24 protein-coding genes are annotated in these 21916 nt (G+C 55.9%); 15 read left to right on the top strand and 9 right to left on the bottom strand.

Annotation, left to right across the window (positions count from 1 at the left end; all coding sequences use genetic code 11):
- Window positions 1-31: 31 nt before the first annotated feature.
- From AC2FHW_RS02425 to AC2FHW_RS02410, 4 genes are read right to left on the bottom strand one after another with little or no spacing between them, the layout of a single operon-like run.
- A complete protein-coding gene (locus AC2FHW_RS02425; RefSeq protein ID WP_425595839.1) occupies window positions 32-802 on the bottom strand; it encodes an ABC transporter permease in 771 nt (256 codons plus the stop codon).
- Window positions 802-1515: an ABC transporter permease gene (locus AC2FHW_RS02420; RefSeq protein ID WP_425595846.1), complete on the bottom strand. Its 714-nt coding sequence runs from the start codon at window positions 1513-1515 to the stop codon at window positions 802-804. Before AC2FHW_RS02420 ends, AC2FHW_RS02425 begins: the two co-directional genes overlap by 1 nt.
- Before the next feature lie 47 nt (window positions 1516-1562).
- On the bottom strand, window positions 1563-2336 hold the full coding sequence (locus AC2FHW_RS02415; protein WP_281972279.1) for a transporter substrate-binding domain-containing protein: 774 nt from the start codon (window positions 2334-2336) through the stop codon (window positions 1563-1565).
- A 31-nt stretch (window positions 2337-2367) separates the two neighbouring features.
- Window positions 2368-3144 (bottom strand): ABC transporter ATP-binding protein, encoded by a 777-nt coding sequence (locus AC2FHW_RS02410; protein WP_496821368.1) that lies wholly within the window; start codon window positions 3142-3144, stop codon window positions 2368-2370.
- A 96-nt stretch (window positions 3145-3240) separates the two neighbouring features.
- Between AC2FHW_RS02410 and AC2FHW_RS02405 the strand changes: the two genes are divergently transcribed.
- The 9 genes from AC2FHW_RS02405 (at window position 3241) to AC2FHW_RS02365 (ending at window position 13788) form a co-directional block, all read left to right on the top strand.
- Window positions 3241-3891: a TetR/AcrR family transcriptional regulator gene (locus tag AC2FHW_RS02405; protein WP_142634456.1), complete on the top strand. Its 651-nt coding sequence runs from the start codon at window positions 3241-3243 to the stop codon at window positions 3889-3891.
- The gene (locus AC2FHW_RS02400) at window positions 3888-5075 is read left to right on the top strand and encodes a pyridoxal phosphate-dependent aminotransferase (RefSeq protein WP_496678107.1); all 1188 of its coding nucleotides are present in this window, start codon (window positions 3888-3890) and stop codon (window positions 5073-5075) included. The genes AC2FHW_RS02405 and AC2FHW_RS02400 overlap by 4 nt, the downstream gene beginning before the upstream one ends.
- Window positions 5072-6667, top strand: coding sequence for a 5-guanidino-2-oxopentanoate decarboxylase (locus AC2FHW_RS02395; RefSeq protein WP_496678104.1), 1596 nt, complete (start codon window positions 5072-5074; stop codon window positions 6665-6667). Before AC2FHW_RS02400 ends, AC2FHW_RS02395 begins: the two co-directional genes overlap by 4 nt.
- A gap of 18 nt (window positions 6668-6685) precedes the next feature.
- A complete protein-coding gene (locus AC2FHW_RS02390) occupies window positions 6686-7468 on the top strand; it encodes a dimethylarginine dimethylaminohydrolase family protein (RefSeq protein ID WP_271946472.1) in 783 nt (260 codons plus the stop codon).
- A gap of 265 nt (window positions 7469-7733) precedes the next feature.
- Window positions 7734-8717 carry a glycosyltransferase family 2 protein gene (locus tag AC2FHW_RS02385; protein ID WP_496690735.1) on the top strand — a complete coding sequence of 328 codons (984 nt, stop codon included), beginning with the start codon at window positions 7734-7736 and terminating at the stop codon, window positions 8715-8717.
- 5 nt (window positions 8718-8722) lie between these two features.
- Window positions 8723-9658: a hypothetical protein gene (locus AC2FHW_RS02380; RefSeq protein ID WP_496821367.1), complete on the top strand. Its 936-nt coding sequence runs from the start codon at window positions 8723-8725 to the stop codon at window positions 9656-9658.
- On the top strand, window positions 9655-11673 hold the full coding sequence (locus tag AC2FHW_RS02375) for a hypothetical protein (RefSeq protein ID WP_496821366.1): 2019 nt from the start codon (window positions 9655-9657) through the stop codon (window positions 11671-11673). Before AC2FHW_RS02380 ends, AC2FHW_RS02375 begins: the two co-directional genes overlap by 4 nt.
- A gap of 106 nt (window positions 11674-11779) precedes the next feature.
- Window positions 11780-12778, top strand: coding sequence for a glycosyltransferase family 2 protein (locus AC2FHW_RS02370; RefSeq protein ID WP_271946483.1), 999 nt, complete (start codon window positions 11780-11782; stop codon window positions 12776-12778).
- A gap of 26 nt (window positions 12779-12804) precedes the next feature.
- Entirely contained in the window at window positions 12805-13788 is a 984-nt protein-coding gene (locus tag AC2FHW_RS02365) for a hypothetical protein (protein ID WP_271946485.1), read from the top strand.
- Window positions 13789-13790: 2 nt separating this feature from the next.
- On the opposite strand, the gene AC2FHW_RS02360 is transcribed toward AC2FHW_RS02365, so the two are convergent.
- Entirely contained in the window at window positions 13791-14093 is a 303-nt protein-coding gene (locus AC2FHW_RS02360; protein ID WP_142634436.1) for a DUF6476 family protein, read from the bottom strand.
- Here AC2FHW_RS02360 and AC2FHW_RS02355 point away from each other — a divergent pair.
- The 4 genes from AC2FHW_RS02355 (at window position 14092) to AC2FHW_RS02340 (ending at window position 17605) form a co-directional block, all read left to right on the top strand.
- The gene (locus AC2FHW_RS02355) at window positions 14092-15126 is read left to right on the top strand and encodes an RluA family pseudouridine synthase (protein ID WP_271946488.1); all 1035 of its coding nucleotides are present in this window, start codon (window positions 14092-14094) and stop codon (window positions 15124-15126) included. The genes AC2FHW_RS02360 and AC2FHW_RS02355 overlap by 2 nt on opposite strands.
- A gap of 145 nt (window positions 15127-15271) precedes the next feature.
- Window positions 15272-16168, top strand: coding sequence for an RNA polymerase sigma factor RpoH (gene rpoH / locus AC2FHW_RS02350; RefSeq protein WP_142634432.1), 897 nt, complete (start codon window positions 15272-15274; stop codon window positions 16166-16168).
- A 130-nt stretch (window positions 16169-16298) separates the two neighbouring features.
- On the top strand, window positions 16299-17276 hold the full coding sequence (locus AC2FHW_RS02345; protein WP_281972403.1) for a Gfo/Idh/MocA family protein: 978 nt from the start codon (window positions 16299-16301) through the stop codon (window positions 17274-17276).
- A 59-nt stretch (window positions 17277-17335) separates the two neighbouring features.
- Window positions 17336-17605: a DksA/TraR family C4-type zinc finger protein gene (locus AC2FHW_RS02340; protein ID WP_271946490.1), complete on the top strand. Its 270-nt coding sequence runs from the start codon at window positions 17336-17338 to the stop codon at window positions 17603-17605.
- A gap of 33 nt (window positions 17606-17638) precedes the next feature.
- Here the strand turns inward: AC2FHW_RS02340 and AC2FHW_RS02335 are convergent, their stop codons facing one another.
- Entirely contained in the window at window positions 17639-18028 is a 390-nt protein-coding gene (locus tag AC2FHW_RS02335; RefSeq protein WP_496821365.1) for a MerR family transcriptional regulator, read from the bottom strand.
- An 89-nt stretch (window positions 18029-18117) separates the two neighbouring features.
- On the opposite strand from AC2FHW_RS02335, the gene AC2FHW_RS02330 reads away from it, so the two are divergent.
- Together AC2FHW_RS02330 and AC2FHW_RS02325 are read left to right on the top strand one after the other, a co-directional pair.
- Window positions 18118-18441 (top strand): hypothetical protein, encoded by a 324-nt coding sequence (locus AC2FHW_RS02330; protein ID WP_271946493.1) that lies wholly within the window; start codon window positions 18118-18120, stop codon window positions 18439-18441.
- A 4-nt stretch (window positions 18442-18445) separates the two neighbouring features.
- Entirely contained in the window at window positions 18446-18664 is a 219-nt protein-coding gene (locus AC2FHW_RS02325) for a GDCCVxC domain-containing (seleno)protein (protein WP_271946496.1), read from the top strand.
- A 53-nt stretch (window positions 18665-18717) separates the two neighbouring features.
- Here the strand turns inward: AC2FHW_RS02325 and AC2FHW_RS02320 are convergent, their stop codons facing one another.
- The 3 genes from AC2FHW_RS02320 to AC2FHW_RS02310 form a co-directional block, all read right to left on the bottom strand.
- A complete protein-coding gene (locus tag AC2FHW_RS02320; protein WP_271946498.1) occupies window positions 18718-20538 on the bottom strand; it encodes a M3 family oligoendopeptidase in 1821 nt (606 codons plus the stop codon).
- A gap of 102 nt (window positions 20539-20640) precedes the next feature.
- Window positions 20641-21582, bottom strand: coding sequence for an alpha/beta fold hydrolase (locus AC2FHW_RS02315; RefSeq protein WP_271946500.1), 942 nt, complete (start codon window positions 21580-21582; stop codon window positions 20641-20643).
- On the bottom strand, window positions 21582-21872 hold the full coding sequence (locus AC2FHW_RS02310; protein ID WP_142634424.1) for an SCP2 sterol-binding domain-containing protein: 291 nt from the start codon (window positions 21870-21872) through the stop codon (window positions 21582-21584). Before AC2FHW_RS02310 ends, AC2FHW_RS02315 begins: the two co-directional genes overlap by 1 nt.
- Window positions 21873-21916: the final 44 nt, after the last annotated feature.

The following is a 21916-nucleotide window of genomic DNA, read 5'->3' as shown; positions in this document are numbered from 1 at the left end:
AATTCAGGTTGTGGAACTATTCGGCGTCGACTTACCGGGCAGGGACCTGCAATTCAATTCGCCGGAATATCAGCGTGATGATGCCTGCAATGATCAGATAGATCAGCGCCAACAGCAACAATGGCTCATAGACAACAAAGGTGTCCGCCCGAATTCTGGACGACACAGCGTAGATCTCAACCACTGTTATCGTCGCCACCAGCGGGGTTGCTTTCAGCTGTAGGATCGTCTCACCGCCTAGTGTCGGCAGCACGCTGCGAATGGCCTGAGGCAGCCAGATCCTGCGGAACATGGTAAACCGAGGCATGCCAAAGGATTGCGCCGCTTCGAGTTGACCCTTCTTAACGCTGGCAAAGGCACCGCGCATGATTTCGCCCTCGTAGCCCGCGTAAGACAGGGTCAGGGCCAGAACCGCATAGGGCCAAGCCTGTCGCAGATAGGGCCACAGCTCGCTGCCGCGTATCCATGGAATCTGAGGGAAAAGCGATCCAAGCCCATAGTACAACAGCCAGATTTGCAGAAGAATTGGGGTGCCGCGAATGACGGTGCAGAACACTTTTGCCGGTGCCGAAAGGTACCAGGGACCAATCGCCTGAGCGAGACCCAGTGGAACGGCGAGCAAGAACCCAAGCACACAGGTGACGGCCAACAGCCAAATGGTCCTCCACAGACCTTCAAGCGCCAGCGGGGCATAGGTTGGAATCCAATCCCAGCGCAGTGAGACGGCGCACCAGATAACGAAAGCAGCAAAAAGTGCCATCAGCACGATCCGATGCGGCTGCATGAGTGCTCGCCAGTCCATTATCGGCTTCCTCCCTTCAGCGAAGGCTGCCCACGACGGGCCCATTTCTCGATACGCGCGAACACGACACCGGAACAAAGCGTGACGATCAAGTACAAGGCACCTGCAGCAAGGAAGAAGGTGAAATAGGCGCGGGTGCTGGCCGCAGCCTGACGGGTCTCCAGCGTCAATTCGCTAAAGCCGACAATGGCCAGCAGGGCCGTATCTTTGGTTGCAATGAGCCACAGATTGGCCAATCCAGGCGTGGCAAAAGACATCATCGCCGGTATCGTCACCCGTCGCATCAGCAAAAGAGAGGGCATGCCATAGGCACGGGCGGCTTCGATCTGACCAGTAGGAACCGCTTGAATCGCCCCCCTGAGGACCTCGGTCGCATAGGCGCCCTGAACAATGCCCAAAACCCATATACCGGCGACAACGCCGCTGATTTCGACCCGGCCATATCCCATTGCCTGCGCGGCCTGATTGATCAGGTCGGTCCCGACGTAATACAGGATTAGGATCAGCACCAGTTCAGGCACGGCGCGCATTACAGTAGTGTATATGCCGAGCAGGTCACGCGTGACCGGCCCGCCATATAGTTTTCCATAGGCCCCGAAAAGCCCGATGATCAACCCGAACCCGAACGCTCCAAAAGCGATCTGCAACGAGTTAGCGAGGCCACGCAGAAGGTTGCCGCCCCATCCCGGAGGACTAAGGGCAAGCAACTCCATGCTTTGGGCCAAACCCAGGCTTTCGAGGATAGCTTCCACGACGGATCTTACTCGCTGTAGATGCTGGCTGTGAAATAGCGCGAGGTGATTTCGTCATGCGTGCCGTCGGCAAGAATTGCCGCGATACCCGCATTCAGCCTTTCACGCAGCGCGTCATCGCCCTTGCGGACACCCGCGCCGACGCCGCGACCCAGGATCGAGACGTCATTTTCGACCGCGCCTTTGATTTCACAGCAGGCACCAGTGTCAGAAGAGACAAAATCTGCCATGGCGATGCTGTCGGCCTGGGTCGCGTCGATACGGCCGGCGAACAGATCCTGGTTGGCTTCGTCCTGAGTCTGATACACCCGGATTTCTGCCGCATCCTTGAAATGCTCGTTGGCATAGGCCTGGTGGATCGTAGAGGCCTGAATACCGATGATCTTACCGGCCAGAGATTCTGGTGTCGGTTCAATGTCCATCGACTTGTCGGCGACGATAACGGCCGGAGTGTTGTAGTAAGGGTCGCTGAAATCGATCGTTTTCATGCGCTCTTCGGTGATCGACATCGACGCCATCAGGGCATCAATCTGCTGACCGGTCAGTGATGGGATGATCCCGTCCCACGCAACCGGAGTGATCACACACTCAAGCTCGGCGGCGGCACAGACCGCATCAATAACCTCGATCTCCCAACCGACCCATTCGCCAGAGGCATCCAGCGATGCGAAAGGCGGATAAGGCTCGGCTGCGATCCCGATCTTGACTTCATCTGCGCCAGCCGTTCCAGCCGAAAGCACAGCAGCAGCCAAAGCGGCCACGATTAGCTTTTTGTTTTTCATTGATATTCTCCCTGTTTGATATTTTGTTTGTTCAGCCGACTGATTTTAGGAATTGTTGCAGCCTTGCGGATTTCGGATTGTCGAAAAGTTCGTCGGGTGGCCCCTGTTCCTCGATCTTTCCTTCGAAAAGATACACAACATGGGTCGCAACCTCGCGCGCAAACTTCATCTCATGCGTGACCAGCAACATGGTTCGGCCCTCGGCCGCCAGATCGCGAATTACGGTCAGTACTTCACCAACAAGTTCTGGATCTAACGCGCTGGTTGGCTCGTCAAACAACATTACGCTGGGATCAACGGCAAGAGCACGCGCAATCGCAGCGCGCTGTTGCTGACCGCCTGACAGAAAGGAAGGGAAGGTATCCGCCTTGTCGCCAAGCCCAACGCGCTCCAGCAGCTGGTGCGCGCGCTTGATCGCCTCGTCCCGCGGTACTTTCAGCACGTGAACGGGCACCTCGATGACATTTTCCAGCAACGTGCGGTGGGTCCAAAGGTTGAAGGCCTGAAACACCATTGCCAGTCGGGTGCGGATGCGTTCCAGCTGACGCCGGTCCTTAGGCGTGCCATCCGGGCGCATCTCAATCTGCTCGCCGTTTACGACGATTTCTCCGGAACTGGGCGTTTCAAGGAAATTGATACAGCGAAGGAACGTGGATTTCCCCGAACCACTGCCTCCGATGATGGCGACGACATCACCCTGATGGGCAGTAAGTGAAACGCCTTTGAGAACTTCGAGCGAGCCAAAAGACTTGTGCAAGTCAGTGACCCGAATGGCTTCATCCGGCGTGGTTTCTGGGTCAGCGTTCATTTTGCAGTTTCATCCCTCTCAACCGTTTTTTTACTTGCAGCTTTAGCAAATCCCTACAATTATGCAACTGTATAATTATAATTTCTGGAAAGATAGATGTCGGATCACGCAACAAAATTCAAGCGAGAACCCGCGGAGCAGCGCAAAGAGGCGTTGATCCAGGCCACGCTGTCTTTGATCGCCGAGCAAGGTTTGCAAGGTGCGACCGTTCGGGCGATTGCCGAGCGGGCCAGTGTAACTCAGGGTCTGATCCGGCACTATTTTTCTTCGAAAGAAGATTTAATTACAGCAGCTTATGACTTTCATATGCGGCGACTGACGGATATGACGTCGGCCCCTGCAGACGGAGATTATAGCACAGCCAGATTGCGGCTGGCGACGTTTGTAACGACCGGGCTGACCCATCCAGTGGTCGATCCGGGGTCAGTGTCCCTATGGGCGGGCTTTTTGAACAAAGTTCTGGCGGACGACAAAATGCAAGCGATCCACGAACAGACATATCGGGATTTTCGTGACCGCTTGGAATCACTCATTGCAGATGCGCTGAACGAGGTAGGCATACCAGCCAGCCCGGCGGAACTGCGCAGGTTGGCTATCGCATGCAACGCCGTGGTCGACGGCTTGTGGATGGAAGGCGGCGCCCTGCCATACGCCTTTGAGCCGGATGAGCTGCCCAAGATTGGGCTGGCTTCGGTTGGGGCAATTATCGGTGTTGAATTGACGGATCTTGAGCAGAGGCAGACATGAAGAAAACAGCGATTACCGAACGCCTTGCCGGCCTGGGTGGCGCCAAATGGGAAGTTTATCTCAGGGCCAAAGAACTTGTCGAGCAGGGGCAGGATATCATCGAATTGACCATTGGCGAGCCGGATGTGCCAACGCCCACCGAACTGGTGGAAAGCGCTGTGGACGCTTTGCGCGCCGGGCGAACCACCTACTCCAATGGGCGTGGTGAGGCTGGACTGCGCTCTGCACTGGCCGATCGTTATTCGGCCAGATCCGGGCGCACGATCACGGATAATCAAGTGCTGTGTTTTCCAGGCACCCAGACCTCGCTTTTTACCGTCCTGATGGGCGTGGCCGAGGCGGGTTGTGAGGTGCTGGTGGGCGATCCGATGTATGCAACCTATCAAGGTGTGGTACGCGCAAGCGGTGCGGATATTGTGCCGGTACCATTGCGGCCGGAAAACGGTTTTCGTATTTCTGCGGATGATATCGCGGACAGGATTACCGCGAAGACCACTGCGCTTTTGTTGACCACACCGCATAATCCTACCGGGTCGATCCTGACAGGCGAAGACATCGACGCAATCGGCAAGCTGGCCATCGAGCATGATCTATGGATCATTTCTGATGAGGTTTATGAAGAACTGATCTTTGACGGATCTGTGTTTTCCTCACCCCTGTCGCTGTCCGAGTTGGCGGATCGGGTAATCGTCGTCTCTTCGATATCAAAATCCCATGCCGCCCCCGGATTCCGCAGCGGTTGGTGCATTGGTCCCGAGGAATTTACCGCGCGCCTTTTGTCGCTGTCGGAAACCATGCTGTTTGGAAATCAGCCCTTCATCGCCGACATGACCGAGACGGCCATTCGCAACGGTTCAACCGTGGCTGAAGGCATGGCGCAACGGTACGCCCGCCGCGCCCGGATGCTGAACGACAGGCTGCCGAACGAGACACATCTGCGTGTGCATCTTCCACAGGCAGGTATGTTTGCGATGATTGATGTCTCGGCCACAGGGATGAATGGAAACGAGTACGCCTTTCATCTGCTCGAACATGGCAAAGTCGCGGTGATGCCGGGGCCGTCTTTCGGTGACACGGTTGATGACTGGGTCCGTATCGCGCTGACGGTGGACGACGCGATCTTTACCGAAGCCTGTGACCGGATCGTTGCCCACGCGACCCAACTGCAACTGGAAAACGCATGACGAGCATTGGTGAGGCGCTGGTTGATCAACTGGTCAGGCGCGATGTGGATACCGTGTTTGGCATCCCCGGCGTGCATACGGTCGAACTGTACCGCGGGCTGGCCGCATCGGGCATTCGCCATGTCACCCCACGACACGAGCAGGGGGCAGGGTTCATGGCTGATGGCTATGCCAGGATATCCGGCAAGCCCGGCGTTGCCTTTGTGATTACCGGCCCCGGTCTGACCAATACACTCACGGCGATGGGGCAGGCTCGGGCAGACAGCGTTCCGATGCTGGTGGTGTCGGGGGTCAACACGTTGTCCAGTCTTGGCAAAGGGCTTGGTCACTTGCATGAGTTACCGGATCAACGAGCGATGGCGCGCACAGTCGCTCTGTCATCGGACCGAGTTGAAAAGTCAGTTGAACTAGCCGCCGCGTTGGACCGCGCCTTCGCCCTGTTTCAATCCGGTCGCCCAGGGCCAACACATATCGAAATCCCGCTAGACGTTGCGGGGGACGAGTTTGCTGGTCCGACCGATGCTGCGAAAGGTCCCGTCGATAAGTCTCTTGATCCGACGCTTCTTGACCGTGCTGCCAAGCTACTGGGGTCGGCAAAAGCACCGGTCATTCTGGTCGGCGGCGGTGCGCGCAGCGCGGGCAGGTCGATCCGGCAGCTTGCCGAAGCGCTGGATGCGCCGGTTGTTCAAACCGTGAATGCGCGCGGGTTGATGTACGATCACCCGTTGAGCGTGCCAGCAAGCCCAAGCCTGAATTCAGTGCGTGCTTTGATCGAACAGGCCGACGTGGTTTTGGCTTTGGGGACTGAGCTGGGCCAGACGGACTACGATATGTACGCCACCGGCACGATGGTTGAAATGCCATCCCTGATCCGTGTGGACCTATGCCCCGATCAGCTGAAGCGACACGCGGCGGACATCGCCATTGTTGGTGATGCGGCGATGGCAGCGGCCGAGCTTGTGGATCGGTTTGCCGCATCGCCCAAGTCGGCAAACGGTGCCGCGCGCGCGGCTACTTCGCGGCAGAACGCGGCCGAAGAAATCGGGCCAGAAATGCAGGCGTTACTCGATGTGCTGAACGCCATGCGCGATGCAGTCCCTAACGCGATCATGGTGGGCGATTCTGCTTATCCGATCTATGCAGGAAACCTGTACTACGATCATGATCGGCCCGGCGGGTGGTTCAACGCCGCGACCGGGTTCGGAGCGCTTGGATATGGCATACCCGCCGCGATCGGCGCTGCATTGGCGGACCCTGACGCTCCGGTCATTTGTATCGCAGGCGACGGCGGGGCGCAGTTCAGCCTTCCTGAACTGATGTGCGCCGTTGATGAAAAACTGCCGATCACCTTCGTGATCTGGAACAATCACGGTTATCAGGAAATCGCAACATCAATGCAGGCGGTCGGCGTGACCGTGCTGGGATGTGATCCGACCCCGCCGGATTTTGAAAACGTCGCCCGATCTTGCGGCATGCCGTTCTGGCGCACAGGCCCTGACCCGTTGGACGTGGCCCAAGCTTTGTCGTCTGCACAATCCCAAGATGGCCCGCGGCTTGTTGAAATCCGCGCGCCCAACCAATCACACTCTTGATGAAAAGTGAGACCGAAAATGACTGACCCGACCTATGAGTTCTCGCGCGCGATCACCCGTCGCCCAGCAGCGTCCATCACCGATGGTCTGCGTGCAGAAGATATCGGTACGCCGGACCTAGACCGAATGCTTGCATCTCATGCGCATTATGTTGAAACCCTCAAGAAAACCGGAGCAGAGGTTATCGAACTGGCTCCCCTTGAGACGTATCCGGATGCCGTCTTTGTTGAAGATACCACACTGTGTCTTCCTCAGGGTGCGGTGATGATGCGCCCCGGTGCACCCAGCCGCATGGGTGAGGTGGCCGAGATGGAGCCGACAATCCGCGGCGTTTATGACGAGGTTCGGCAGATCGCTGGGCCCGGCCATATTGAAGGCGGGGACATTCTGGTAACGGGTCGCGAAATTCTGGTTGGCCGGTCAGATCGGACCGATGCGGCCGGTGTCACAGAGCTGACCGAAATCGTTTCCGACTGGGGCCACACTGTACGCGAGGTTTTTACACCACCGGGCGTGTTGCACTTCAAAACGGATTGTTCGTTGCTGGATGGGGAAACCATCCTGTCCACGAAGCGGCTGGACGCATCCGGCTGCTTCGAAGGGTATCGGGTTCTGCATGTGGCAGAAGGCGAAGAAGCCGCTGCAAACTCGATCCGGTTCAACCAATTTGTCCTGGCTCCGGCCGGCTTCCCGCGTACCACCGAGATGTTGCGCCAGAACGGTTATGATGTGGTCGAAATCGACAATGTGGAATGCGCCAAACTGGATGGCGGAATGTCATGTCTGTCGCTGAGATTCTGACCTGATTCACGACGATTCAGAACCGACTAACCTTGAACCAGCCAAATGCGTCCTGCTGCAACCAAAAAAGAGTGGGCGCATTTTGGCGTGATTAAGGTTAGCCGCTTCAACCACATGGATATTCATTCGAAATAGTATGATCCCTACCCAGTGGGTGTAGCTTTGCACCAGTTTCGCGCAGTATTTCTTTTGCACCCAAATCCCATCTCGCCCGTGCTTGCCGGGTTGTGTATGACTTGGGCAAAGAAGTTATGGCAGGAAATACATGTCTCAGGCGCTCACCGTATTCACGACGATGAAGAACGAAGGCCCCTATATGCTGGAATGGGTCGCATTCCACAAAACACTGGGAGTCGATCACTTTGTGATCTTCACCAATAGCTGTGAAGACGGCACGGATGCCATTGCCCGCAGGCTGCAGGAATTGGGTCTTGCCACACATGTCCCGAACGAGGTCAAAGAAGGGGGAAACCCGCAGCATCAGATGCTACGGCGCGCGCGGCGTCAGCCCAAAGTGAAAGAGGCCGACTGGCTGATGTGTCTGGATGTTGATGAATTCTGGAACATCCGCTGCGGTGACAACAGCTTTGCGGCGCTGATCGCAGAAACCGAACAGCGGGCCGGAAAGCCGGTGGATGCGATCTCATTCGCGTGGAAATTGTTTGGTAGTTCGGGGAATATCAGCTTTGAAGACAAACCTGTGACCGAGTCCTTTTCGATGGGGGATCAGGAATTCCCGTATCATTCCGGCCGGGCCTATGGTCTGAAAACCCTGTTTCGTAACAACGGAAAATTTACGCGGTTCGGCCCGCATCGCCCGAAAGGGGTCGAAGAAGGGAAAGAAAGCGAAATCGCTTGGTCCGATGCCGGTGGCAGGCTGTTTCCGTCCGAGAAGGTCGGGTGGCGCGCATGGCGGAAATTTGATCATTCGCTGGGGCGGATTCATCACTATTCCGTCCGGTCTTTGGATGGGTTTCTGGTCAAAAGGGATCGGGGCCGTACCAATCATATCCGCGTAGACCAAGGGCAAGCCTATTGGCAGGACATGAATGCCAACAAAGAAACAGATCACTCGATACTGCCAGCAGCGCATCGCGCGGCCCCATTGCTGGCCGAACTGAAAGCCGATGAAGAACTCGGCTGCCTGCACGCGAAGGCATGTGACTGGCATCGCACCAAGATATCAGAGATCAAGTTGCGGCCTGACTGGGTGGATTTCCGCCTCTGGCTTGCGGAAAATCTGGTCTGATCACCATGGCAGAAGACCTTTCAAAAGAGCAGCTCAAGCCTGATCACCCCGATCGTAAGACGGGGTATGAACGGATTCTGACAGACCCTGCGCCCCCTTGGTTTGTCGAGCTGTATCCAGGTGGGGACGGGACCGGGTTTCTGCAAAAGTTGAACAGACACTCGGTTTTGTTTCACCAAAGGTCTGCGTCCCGGCTTGTGGTCAGCTTTGACAACATTGCCAATGCCAACGACCTGTCTTTTTCCCGCGAACCCTGGGGCTGGAAGTTCTTCCGTGACCAAGGCTGGTCCCATATGGGGATATTTGCGCGGACCAAAGCCTGGTACCGCGATCCCGAGATCATCTCGTATTTTCAGACCCAAGCGGATCAGGGTTTTTTTGCACAGTTTGATCAGGTTGTGTTTGCGGGCGCTTCGATGGGCGGATTTGGAGCGCTGACATTCTCGGCCCTTGTTCCCGGCGCCAATGTCATCGCTTTCAATCCGCAGACAACGCTGGATGAACGGCTGGTCCCGTGGGAGACCCGGTATCGGTTCGGGCAGGTGCAAGACTGGGATCTTCCCTTTAGCGATGCCACGCAAACCGTTGAAAATGTGGGGAAAGCCTACGTTTTCTATGATCCCTTTTTTGATCTTGATCGCCAGCAGGTGACGCGATTGAAAGGCGATAATGTCGTGCTGCTGAAGACATGGTTTTCAAACCATTTCGCGGCCCCGATGCTGCGCAAATTGGATATACTGAAGCCGGTTATGCTCGAGGCGATGGACGGCACACTGGAACCCCAGGCCTATTACCGAATGATGCGGGCACGGCGGCGACTGCCTTTGTATATGCGCGGGATCGAGGCGATTGGCGGCGAACGTCACCCACAGCTTGTTACGCAAGCAAGGCAGAGGTTCCGACGGCTGCGGCGCGCAGCCTTGGCCGAAGCAGCCTCATGAAGCCCGAAAAGGGAGTCTTTATCGGACAGCGCAAAGACCGGATGGGTGCCCGGTTGCTGATGATGCTGACCTGCATCCGGTTGGCCGAGGATTTTGACACCAGCTATCGGGTCAACTGGTTTCCCAAAGGTGCGGATGCGCCAGAGCTGGACCAGCCGCAAGAATTGTTCTCACTAGAGTGGATGGATGAGCATTTCCTGAGCACCGAATCCTTTGATGCTCTAGGCGAGAACTCCCTGCCGATATGGTCGTTTCAGGGCGATGCGACACCGGATCGGCTGATATCCCATCTGAATTCCGGCCGCTCTGTTGTCGTCGAGGAAGGCTTTGAGGTTCTGGCCTTTCAATGGGAAGATGTCGAGCAGATCCGTCCCCGGTACCGAGAGTTCATCCATAAGATCGGGTTCACGGATGAAATCCGGAACATTATGGAAAAGGCAGATGCCAAACTAAGTGGCAAGGGGGTGTCGGCCTATCACATTCGCCGTGGCGACATCCTGAATGGTCTGCCGTGGAAGCATACGACCTGGCCGGCAAAGATCGAACCGGAAGAACTGTATGCGGCACATCTTGAAAAAAACGCAGGGTGTGCCGCGATCATGTTTTCAGATCAGCCCGAGCTTGTGGCCCGATTCCAAGTGCAGTTTCCGCACCTTATGCAAATGTCAGATATCGCGGATCTTTCCAGGCTGACCCGCGCACAACGAGACTTTCTGGAACTCTATACCATGTCGCGCGCGGATCAGGTGATAGCGCCATACGTTTCCGCCTTTTCCATGGCAGCGGCGCGAATTTCAGGGCAGCAGGGAAAAGTTTTTCGCGATGTTTTGAACGAAGATGAAGTCAAACGCGCCAACGAACAAGTGATCGCACGCCTGCACCGCGGTCCAGAAGAATTTCTGAATCTCTCAGAAGCCGCTCATATCTATGCCAAGGCTTCGTTTTATCTTCATGGTTTGGGCGCGGGAGATCGGGCCGAAGAGGCATTGGAACTGGTGCAGCCGTTGATGGATGCAGGTTCGGATAATGCATTCCTTCCACTTCTTCAGGCGTTGAATTACTTTTATCTGAATCGTTGGGCCGAAGCGTTAGAGATGACTGAAGCAGCCTTCGAAAACCCGCATATCTGGCCCGAAGATTTTGCTGTGGTAACTGCACTTCAAGCCGCGATATTTGGAGGGCAGAAGAAACGCTGGAAGGCTGCGCAGGTGTTCAGCAGGGCGTTTTGGACAAAACCAATGCGCCCGGATGTCATCATATTTGGCTCTCGGCTTTTGTATCGTGAACAGATTGCGCAGCGCGCAATGCCGCCAATGGATTGGGTGATGCAGAAGGCTGTTCGGAGGCCTTGGTTCAACTACAATGCGCACGTTGCGCAGAGGAAGGTACTGGGTCGCCCGCCCTGTAATTTCGACCTGATCCTATTGGATTGGGCTAGTCTGTCCGTAGATCAAAGGGCGCGCCGTCTAACCTCCAACCGATCCCGCTTGCAGACTTTGGCTGACGGGCTAGAAAGCTCAACTCAGTTGCCCGAGGACGTTCGCATTTCCCGCGAAGACCCGCGCTTTGAAGGGGTCCAATCTTTGCTGCGTTTGCATTTGGGAGATACTTCTTTGGCGCAGTCTTTGGATATTGCGCGGAAAGTGGCCAAGCGCCTTCCGGATAACCCGTTATACTTAAAGCGACTGGCCGAACTGTATGAGAAAGATGGAGATTTTGCAAACGGAAGGCTGGCCATGGCAGATGCGTTGGCCTGTGATCCGGGAAACCCATTTCTGGTCTTTGCGATGGGGCAATACCTTGAAAGGAACGGGGCCGAAGAACAGGGGCAAAACCAAATTATTCAGGCTGCGGAACTGGATGACAATACAGCGGCGATTCAAGGCGAGGCCGGCAGGATATATCTGCAACGAGGTGAAAAGCAGAATGCGCGTGTTCATCTTTCCAAGGCCCACGCGCTGTGCCCAACCCTTAAACGATATTCCAATCAGCTGAAACGTGCAGGTGGAAAATAGACGGATTTCTCTTGGTGACCAGCTTGAATACCGGTAGTTTGCGGTCAAAATCTTAAACAAATCTCCGATACCACCGGGGCAATGAAAACAAGCAGGGCAGTCAGGTATGGCCGAACAGGATCCTCGATATATCAGCGTTACCCCTATGAAGAACGAAGGACCATTCGTTCTTGAATGGATCGCCCATAATCGTGCCATTGGTGTGGACCAGATTGTGGTCATGACCAATGACTGTACCGATGGTACAGATGCCTTGCTGCAGCGATTGCATGACCTTGGCATTGTCACACATGTCGACAACAACTCGAGACGTCAGACCAGCCCGCAAAAACGCGCCTATAACGCCTTTCTGAAAATGGAAGTGGCCCGTCCACAGGATTGGGTGATCGTTATCGACGCGGATGAACATATTAACGTCAGAACCGGCGACCATACATTGCGTGCGCTGACAGGTGCCATGCCGGATGCAAAAACGATTTCAATGACTTGGCGTCTATTCGGAAACGCCGGCATTGTTCGGTACGAGGACCGTTTCCTGTCGGATCAGTTTCGCCAAGCTGCACCTGAGCGTATTTTTCGACCGCCGCAAGCTTGGGGCTTTAAGACCATGTTCCAACGCGGCCTGTGGGATGCGCTCGGTGTCCATCGACCGAAAAGGCCGACCGTTGAAACGATGGAAGAATGCCATTGGTACAACGGATCCGGTCAACCGATGCCCGAAAGGTATTTTACTGCCAGTTGGCGATCGGCGCGGGACTCCGTTGGGTACGAGCATGTTCAGATCAATCACTATGCTCTGAAATCCTGCGAAAGCTATCTGGTCAAGAAAATGCGTGGTCGGGCCCATCATCTGGGGGAAAGCCTTGGCATGGAATATTGGAACATGATGAACCAAAACGCCGAAACTGAGACCTCGATTGACACAATCCTCGATCGGAAACGGGCTTTGTATTACGAAATGCTGTCAGACGCTGAGACGGCCCGCCTGCACCATATGACCTGCGATCTGCATCGCCAACAGGTTGCCCAGTTGCGCGAACAACCCGAGATGCAAGACCTCATGCGTCAGATGACCGCCGGGTTCTCAGCCAAGGCCGAGACCTGAGGTCGCTTGGCGAATAGGAACGTTTCATGCTTTGGCTACACATAGGAATGCCCAAGACCGGGTCGACCGCGTTACAGGGGTTTGTTCGCAAAAACGGTCAAGTGATGGCTGGGGCCGGATTACACTATATGGAAACGGGCCGCAGGCGAACCGAGGGGCATGGGCGTCTGGCCAGCAGTCATAACCTGATTGCCTTTCACATGAACCAAACCGATCAGCCGGTCACCGCCCTGCGCGAAGCGATGGCAAGGGAATATGCTGAGCATGAGGATAAGGCATGCTTGGTATCGTCTGAGATGTTGTATTCAGTCGATCTGCACAAACTGGCCGAGATTTTCGCTGAGATCCCCGCGCGTGAGATGAGGATTGCTTTCTACTGTCGTAGATATTCTGACTTTTTCGAAGCCGACTATAAACAAAGGGCAAAGAACGGCAGGCTTGCCGGGGGCGGCTCTGAATATATTCGTACCCAGCTGGACGAGATACGTGCGCATCCTGAGCGTTTCAGCTTTGCCAGCGCTGCGGCTCGGATAAGGTCAGCTTTTCCGGGCGTCTCATTGGTGCCTATGCTGTATGAGCGCTCTGAAATGGCCAATGGCAATATTGTTGATGATTTTCTGGATCGCATCGGCGTCCAACTGCCCTTGGGCAGCAAGACCGAAACATCGTCCAATCCTTCGCATTCAAGGGCCGCGTGTGAGGCGTTTGGTGTGGTCACTAGGGCTATGGGACGCAAGAAAAGTCGCCAGTTGCGACGTCGGGCTGTCGATGATCCCGTGATGATGCGTAAAAATGATGTGCTTGAACCGGATGAACGCACCTGGCTGGACTCGTTTATGGCAAATGAAGATGTGAGTTTTCATCAAGAGTTCTTTCCCGACCGGACGCAGCTTTTTGCCCCTGTCAGGTTGAGCATGCATGATCAGTCGTTTCGCCGGGACACAGCCGCGGAATATCAGGCGCTGCGCCAAGCATCCGAGGTCGTGTTTCGCATGGCGCTAGAGGGTTGACCTTATTCGACGGTAATTTCCTGGCGCTGCCGGCCAGTGGTTTTGTCAAAGATCAGGATGCGATTGTCATCAGTCACAACCGCAAACCAGTTGTTTCCAATGGTGACCGCCTGCGCTTTTGCGCCATCGGGCAACTCAACCTGATCGGGCAGGGTAGGGGTCCGGTCCGATAGCCGGATGACAATCAGTGCGAATGTCACTAGAACCCCGCCAATCATCACCGCGGTCAGCAGCATGACCATTCTCCGCAGCAGGCGAAGCTGCGGCGTTTCCTGCGGTTCTTGGGGTTCGGAAGGGACAGTCATGGGCACTCGCCAGATTGAGTTTCAAATCGCGGCCGATCCGCCGCCCCGCCTTGATAAGGCGCTTTCCCGCGATGTGCCAGCGGGGGAAAGCCTGTCGCGGACCCGATTGGGGAAGCTGATCGAAGAGGGGGCCGTGATGATCAACGGAACCGCCGCCCGCGACCCCAAGGCCAAGGTGGCCGAAGGCGCAGTGGTGGCGATCACTGTGGCCGAGGCCGAAGACAGCCATATCGGCCCGGAAGACATCCCGCTGGAGGTCGTATTCGAGGATACCGACCTGATCGTGGTCAATAAACCTGCGGGTATGGTCGTGCATCCTGCTCCCGGCTCTCCGAACGGGACATTGGTCAATGCGTTGCTGCATCACTGCGGTGATGACCTGTCTGGCGTAGGCGGCGTAAAGCGCCCCGGCATCGTGCATCGTATCGACAAGGAAACCAGCGGGTTGCTGGTGGTGGCCAAATCCGACGCGGCCCATCACGGGCTTGCCGCGCAGTTCGAGGCGCATAGTGTCGAACGCTATTATCGCGCCATCTGTTACGGTGTCCCGGATGCCAATGATCCCCGGTTGCGCGGCGTCAAAGGTGTCAGCTTTGAGCCCGGAAACATCATGCGGATCACCACTCAGCTGGCCCGTCACAAGACAGACCGGCAACGACAGGCTGTGCTGTTTCACGGTGGTCGCCACGCGGTCACGCGCGCCCGCCTGGTCGAAACGTTTGGGGCGCCGCAGGGGCTGGCTCTGATCGAATGCTGGCTGGAAACGGGCCGCACACATCAGATTCGGGTTCACATGACCCATGCCGGTCATGGTCTGGTCGGTGATCCGGTTTATGGGGGCAAGCGGAAACTCGCAGCCAAAGCCTTTAGCGCGGCTGCCGCAGAGGCCGTACGAGACTTTCCTCGTCAGGCGCTTCATGCTGCGGTTTTGGGTTTTGAGCACCCGATATCGGGTGAAAACCTTCGCTTCGAGGCTGTGTTGCCGGATGATATGGAAAATCTGATTGAACAGCTGCGCACACCGCTGACATAATAAGCAAAGTTGCGTGAATAACGTTTTCTTAGGTTTCCTTTATCAAACGTTAATTTCAAACTGTTAACGGTACCTCTTGAACGGATCGGGACGACCTCCCATATCCATGTTAACGACTTAAACATTTGTCGGAGGGACAAGAAACATGGCCAATTACGCAAATCTCCCCGCGCCGACGCCGGAAGGCGGGCTGAACCGCTATATGCAGGAAATTCGGAAGTTTCCCCTGCTGGAGCCAGAAGAAGAATACATGCTGGCCAAAAGCTGGGTTGAGAAGCAAGATACTGAAGCTGCACATAAAATGGTGACTTCCCACCTACGGTTGGCGGCCAAGATCGCTATGGGTTATCGCGGTTATGGGCTGCCACAGGCCGAAGTGATCTCCGAGGCCAATGTCGGTCTTATGCAGGCCGTGAAACGGTTTGACCCGGAAAAAGGATTCCGGCTGGCGACCTATGCCATGTGGTGGATTCGCGCCTCAATTCAGGAATACATTCTGCGGTCATGGTCTTTGGTCAAACTGGGTACAACCTCGGCGCAGAAAAAGCTGTTTTTCAACTTGCGCAAAGCTAAGGCACGCATCGGTGCGCTTGAAGAGGGCGACCTGCGTCCGGAAAACGTGGCCCGGATCGCAAATGACCTTGGTGTGACCGAAGCAGAAGTGATCAGCATGAACCGCCGGATGTCCGGTGGCGACGCCTCTCTGAATGCGACCGTCGGGTCCGAGGGCGAAGGCACCATGCAATGGCAGGACTGGCTTGAGGACGAGGATGCCGATCAGGCGGGCGACTATGAGGCCCGCGATGAGCTCGACGCCCGCCGCGAGCTGTTGGCGGCTGCTCTTGAAGTTTTGAATGACCGGGAAAAAGACATTCTGACCCAACGCCGCCTGATGGATCAGGCCGTCACACTGGAAGAGCTGAGTACGCAGTACAATGTCAGTCGCGAACGCATTCGCCAGATTGAAGTCCGCGCTTTTGAGAAACTTCAGAAGAAGATGCGAGAGCTTGCCCGAGAAAAGGGGATGCTGGCCACAGCCTGACCTCTTCGTTAATTGAACGGGCCCGGTGCGACATTGGTCGTGCCGGGTTTTCTATTTGTGTTAGCGCTAATGACACTCGGACTGAGGGCGATTACAACAGACCGGATCAAAGCCATAAGGGGTGTCCATGATGCAGAATCCGGTGAATTGGGGCGTATTGGGAGCTGCGAAATTCGCGCGGCAATATATGGCCCCAGCAATCCACGCAGCTGAGGGCGCGCGTCTGGCAGGCCTTGCGACGTCCGATCCCACCAAAGCCGAACCGTTTCAGGCCTTTTGCCCGGATTTGACGGTTTATGACAGCTATGATGCGTTGCTGAACGACCCACAGATTGAGGCCGTTTACATCCCGCTGCCCAACCATTTGCATGTCGAATGGAGCCTTAAGGCACTGGACGCCGGTAAACATGTGCTGTGTGAAAAGCCGATGGCTATGACCGTGTCCGAATTTGCCCCATTGATCAACAAACGGGATGAGACCGGATTGTTGGCGGCCGAGGCTTATATGATCGTCCAACACCCTCAATGGAAGTTTGTACGCAAGCTGATCGCCGACAAGGCGATCGGGAATTTGGCCCATGTGACGGGTGCGTTCAGCTTTGACAGCCGGGCGGATACGGCAAACATTCGCAACCGGGCTGAGACCGGCGGAGGTGGGCTGCGTGATATTGGCGTCTATGTGATTGGCAGCGCGCGCTTTGTCACCGGGCAGGAGCCTGTTCAGGTCGAATCCGCCATCCGGTGGGAGGATGGGGTCGACGCTTTTACCGAGATTCGCGCTCAGTTCCCGAATTTCACCTATTCCAGCTATGTCTCGATCCGAATGCATCCGCATCAAGAGATGGTGTTTCATGGCGACCGCGGCATGATCCGGCTGACTGCGCCGTTCAATCCGCGTGTGTTCGGAGAGGCGCGTGTCGAATTGCACCGCCCCGGCCTGGAAATACAGGTCACACGTTTCCCCGCGGACGATCACTATAAGCTGCAGGTCGAAGCTTTTTGTCGGTCGGTCCGTGAGGGTGCCGAATATCCGTGCCCGCTTGAGTTTTCACGCGGCACGCAGGAAGTGATTGACCGTGTGCTGGAGAATGCAGTGGCGCTGCCATGACTTGCCACGCTTCTTGAATCGCCGCAAAATCGGCTAACACCTTAACAGGAGGCATCCCGATGGCAGGTGGCTGGGCGCGCGACGGCGCAGTAAGCGAACAGATCGAGGCATCCATTTCGGATGAGTTGGCCCGAATGCAGGCCCAGAAACGGCCCGTAGGCGAAAGCCTGACCCATTGTGCCGAATGCGAAGAACCAATCCCAGAAAACCGCCGCACAGCACTGCCGGGCGTGAAACTGTGCCTCGAGTGCCAGCAAGAACGTGACGGGGCGCACAAAATGCGCGGCGGTATCAACCGGCGCGGGTCGAAGGACAGTCAGTTGAGGTGAGTTTATTATGTTTGCTTTGAGCCCAAAGCTTCACTAGTCGGTACGCAGTTTTGAGAGCATGGGGCAAGAGAGATTCCCGCTGTCGCAGTTGGCTGTGAGTTCGTTCAGCGCTGCTTCCAATCGCTTCAGCTCGTTTATCTTTTCACGCACATTGAAGATATGAAGCTCAGCCAGTTCTTTTACGGATCGGCAATCTTCTCCGTCGCCTTCGGACAGGCTTAGAAGCGTCTTTGTATCGGCTAGTGGAAAGCCCAAATTACGGCATTTTTTCAGGAAACGAAGCCTTCCAACATCGTGCGCGGAGTACATCCGCCGGTTATTAGGTGCTCGTTCTGGTTTGGGCACGATCCCTTCGCGTTCATAGTAGCGGATCGTTTCAATGCCGACACCGCTTTGCCGGGATGCTTCCCCAATCGCAAACATGTGAGTTTTCCCGTCTTGATCCTGTAGCGACTACAGAAGTTATACGAGAAGCAGTCACTTTGACAACTCCAACTAATCAAGGGAATGAGATGCAGAAGTACCTCAGCGTTAGTTATCTGGGATCACTGACAGCACTTGGCGTCGCGACTTGCTGTGTATTGCCCATGACAATGATGTTGCTGGGACTGGGGGGCAGTTGGCTAGCCATTTTCGGAAAGATCGCGGCGGCAAGCTACTACGTATTGGCGATATCGACGGCGCTTGTCGCTATATCGTGGCTTGTATCTTATCAGCGCGGTTCCCTAACAAAGTTGAAATGGTGGCTTTCGGGGACTACCGCAATCACCGCGTCAGCTTGGGTCGTCGTCTATAACGAGGCCCGTATCAACGATTACCTGATAATGCAGATGTGAAACAATGACAGAGCAAACTGTAGTGCTTGAAAGCACCCTGACGTGCCCGAAATGCGGTCACAGCGAAAGCGAAATAATGCCGACGGATGCTTGCCAGTGGTTCTATGAATGCAAGTCTTGCGCAGCGGTCTTGAAGCCATTGGAAGGGGACTGTTGTGTCTACTGCTCCTATGCCACGGTGCCTTGCCCACCGATCCAGAATGGCGATAGTTGTTGCGGATGACAAAGTCCGCTTTGTCCGCAAAGCAGACATCACCGTCTCCGCTTCAGGCGACTTCAGCCCTCCATCGCTTCCAATTCATCAATAAAGCCCGAGATCATCGACAGGCCTTTGTCCCAGAACTTGGGATCGCTGGCGTCCAGACCGAACGGGGCCAGCAGCTCTTTGTGGTGTTTTGATCCACCGGCGCGCAGCATATCGAAGTATTTGTCCTCGAACCCGTCGGCGCCGCTTTCGTAGACGGAATAGAGCGCGTTCACGAGGCCGTCGCCAAAGGCATAGGCGTAGACGTAGAAGGGCGAGTGCACGAAATGTGGGATATAGGCCCAGAACGTCTCATACCCTTCCATGAATTCAAATGCGGGGCCGAGGCTTTCGGCCTGAACGCTCATCCACAGGGCGTTGATGTCGTCCGGGGTCAACTCGCCCTCGCGGCGTGCGGCGTGCAATTTGCATTCGAAGTCATAGAAGGCGATTTGGCGCACGACCGTGTTGATCATGTCCTCGACCTTGCCAGCCAGCAGAATCTTGCGCTGCTCAGGGGTTTCGGCCTTGTCCAGCATTTTGCGGAAGGTCAGCATTTCACCAAAAACCGAAGCGGTTTCGGCAAGCGTCAGCGGGGTGGATGACAGCATCTCGCCCTGATCGGCGGCCAGCACCTGATGGACGCCGTGGCCCAGCTCATGCGCCAGGGTCATCACGTCGCGCGGCTTGCCCAGATAGTTCAGCATCACGTAAGGATGCACGTCGGTAACAGTGGGATGCGCAAATGCGCCTGGCGCCTTGCCCGGCTTCACCGCCGCATCAATCCAACCCTTCGAGAAGAACGGCGCGGCGATTTCACCCATACGCGGATCAAAGGCCTCATAGGCATCCATCACGGTTTTCTCAGCGTCATCCCAGCCGACAATCTGCGTGTCTTCCATCGGCAGGGGTGCGTTGCGATCCCAGACCTGCATCACGTCCAGACCCAGCCATTTGCGTTTCAGCTCGTAGTACCGGTGGCTCAGCTTGGGGTAGGCAGCCACGACCGCCTCGCGCAGGGCCTCGACGACCTCGGGTTCGACGTCATTCGACAGATGGCGACCAGTCTGCGCAGTCGGCATATTGCGCCAGCGGTCGACGATTTCCTTTTCCTTGGCCTGCGTGTTGTGAACGCGCGCAAAGGTCTTGACGTTGTCCTGAAACACACGGGCCAATTCGCGAGAAGCCGCTTCGCGTTTGCTGCGGTCCTGCTCGGTCAGTAGGTTGAGTGTGCCTTCGATGTTCAACTCTTCTCCGTCAACATCAAAGGTCAAGCCCGCGATGGTCTCGTCGAACAGGCGTTCCCAGGCATCGCCAACAACACCCAGATCGTGCAGGAATTTTTCAAGCTCGTCTGATAGCTGATAGGGTTTCATCGCGCGGATGCGGCGGAATACGGGCTCGTAACGGGCCAGATCGGTGTTGGCGTCGAAATGCGCTTTTAACGCGTCGTCGTCGAGGCGATTGATTTCCAGCGTGAAGAACACCAGCGGCGTGGTAAAGACAGTGATCTTTTCCTGCATGTCCGAGAGGAACTTGGCGCGCTCGGCGTCGGTCGTCAGCTGATAATAGCGCAGTCCGGCAAAGGACATGATACGCCCGGCGATCGAATTGATCTTTTCGTTCCGCAACACGCAGGTCAGCAAGCCCAGGGCATCAAGATCCGCCAAATTGCCTTCGTAATCTGCGGCAAAGGCGGCGCATTCGGTTTCCAACCAGTCCAGGTCACGCGCAAGCTCGGCCGCGTCTTCCGAAGCATAGAGATCCGTCAGATCCCATTCCGGCAGGTTGCCAAGATTATCGGCCCCGCCGACCGCGTTTGCGTCACGTACTGGAAAAGGAAGGTCGCGCATGGATCACCTCGAAAATCTGCTTTGGCAAACATCTAGGCGCGACCGACGAGGATCACAAGCGGACAGTCAAAGGGAAAGCGCCGGTTCCAGGGGGTGTTCCGTCTATGCAGCTTTGAAATGCGCGGCGATTTGGTCAAATGCAGGGTCGCGCACCTCTGGTGGTTCCATCAGGACTTCGTGTTCACCGTCTGGAATTTCGATCAACGTGCTGTTGGGCCAGTTTGCCATGCGTGCGCGGATGGCCTTGCGGTCCACAATCTGCTCGTGGGAGCCAAGATATGTCAGGCATGGAATGGCTGGGGCAGTCTGCACCATCAACCAGTCGCATTCATCCAATGCCTCGCGCAGCCAGATCGTCGACGGTGCACCAAGGGACAGTTCGGGATACTTGGCCAGATGATCCTGCATCATTTTGTACATGGCAGGATCGCGCGTCAGGCTATTGCCTTCGAAAGGCTGTGTCAGAACATAGCTGTCCAGTGATGTGGTCGGGGGCGTCTTTTCGCCAAACCCCAGTCGTGGGGCCCAATTTGCGGTCAACCGGCTGATGGGTTTCATAAGGGGCGTAAAGAAAATCCCCCACATCGGACCGGTAAAAACACAGGTAGAAAAACAATCGTTTTCCAAAACTGCCCGCAATCCAATGGCACCGCCCATAGAGTGGCCAATAACATGCCAGGGCCTGGGCAGATCAAGCTTTGTGGCCAGCTCTAGCGACACATCTACGTCTTGCTGATAGTCAGTGAATTTATCGACATGGCCAACCCGCGGATCGTCAAGCAACCGGTCTGCCAATCCCTGACCCCGCCAGTCGATCACCAACACGGCAAAGCCACGCTTGACGAATTCACTCGCCGCATCACCGTATTTTTCGATGTATTCAGTGCGACCGGGAAACAGCATGACAGTCCCGTTCGCTGTACCTTCGGGGCGCCAATGCGCCACGCGAATTCGGGTACCGTCGGCGGTGTTCAACCAATGAGCAACACCGCCAGCGGGGCCGCCAGCCACGTCTTCGAACAAAGGGGCCGACGGGTATTCCATCAGGCCAGGGCCGAGGCGAGTTTCATTGCCGCGCCCATGTCGCCGTCAATGCTCAGTTTTCCGGCCATGAAGGCGCTTGTCGGGTCCAGATCACCATTGAGAATTTGCTCGAACGTGTCCGCATCAGCGTTCAAAGTCACGTCCGTTTCTTCATCGCTGATGCGCGCGCCGCTTGCATCAACTACGATCGCGCCCAAATCCGCGATGGCAAATTTAGCCGATGCGTCGAAATCGCCGCCCGACAGTTTCTCATTCAGCACTGCTGCGGCTTTTTCCAATGAATCGCTCATGATCTTCCTCATTTTGTTAGTACGCCGTGAATGGACATCCTCGG

The sequence above is a fragment of the Ruegeria sp. YTSA108 genome, assembly GCF_059610185.1.
The sequence above is the reverse complement of the archived record's forward strand: the minus strand, read 5'-3'. Positions and strand labels throughout refer to the sequence as shown.